This is a genomic window from Lewinella sp. W8 (genome assembly GCF_004375085.3).
Taxonomy (GTDB): Bacteria; Bacteroidota; Bacteroidia; order Chitinophagales; family Saprospiraceae; genus Neolewinella.
Map to the genome: position 1 here is coordinate 1 of NZ_SNAQ03000070.1, position 552 is coordinate 552.

A 552-nucleotide genomic window follows, 5' to 3' on the forward strand; every position below is an offset into this window, starting at 1 on the left:
GCAACGACGCCGGTGGTGCGGTGGGCACACCCTCCGACGATGCTACGACCGGTGACGGCAGTGGCGCTCCCGGTGATACCGAGGAGAATACGGACGAAGATGATGCTGACCCTGCCCTGATTCGGGTAAATCCCTTCGACCTGGCACTGACCAAGGTGTTGAGTGCTGGTCAGGAACCGGTCGTTGAACCGGGCGATGAGGTTTCGTTCACGATTACGGTGACGAACCAGGGTATGGTTACGGCCGCCAACATTGAGGTGACCGATTACATCCCCACGGGTCTGAGCTTCAGCGCCAACAACGACGGTGCAATCTGGACGGACAACGGTGACGGTACGGCTACGGCCGCGATCGCCGGCGAACTGGCATCTGGAGAAAGCACGACGCTGACGATCCTGCTGACGGTAGACGCCGGCACGGACGGAGAAGACCTGGTGAACGTAGCCGAGATCAGTGCGGCTACGGACAGCGAAGGCGGTGCGGTGGAAGACATCGACTCTACGCCGGACACCGATGACGGTAACGACGCTGGTGGTGCCGTAGGTACGCCTT

The 552-nt window shown here is 61.2% G+C and carries 1 protein-coding gene; it reads left to right on the forward strand.

The annotated features are described in order from the left end of the window. Positions 1–552: DUF11 domain-containing protein (locus E1J53_RS23875; RefSeq protein ID WP_154640299.1), on the forward strand; the 552-nt coding region annotated here is incomplete at both ends.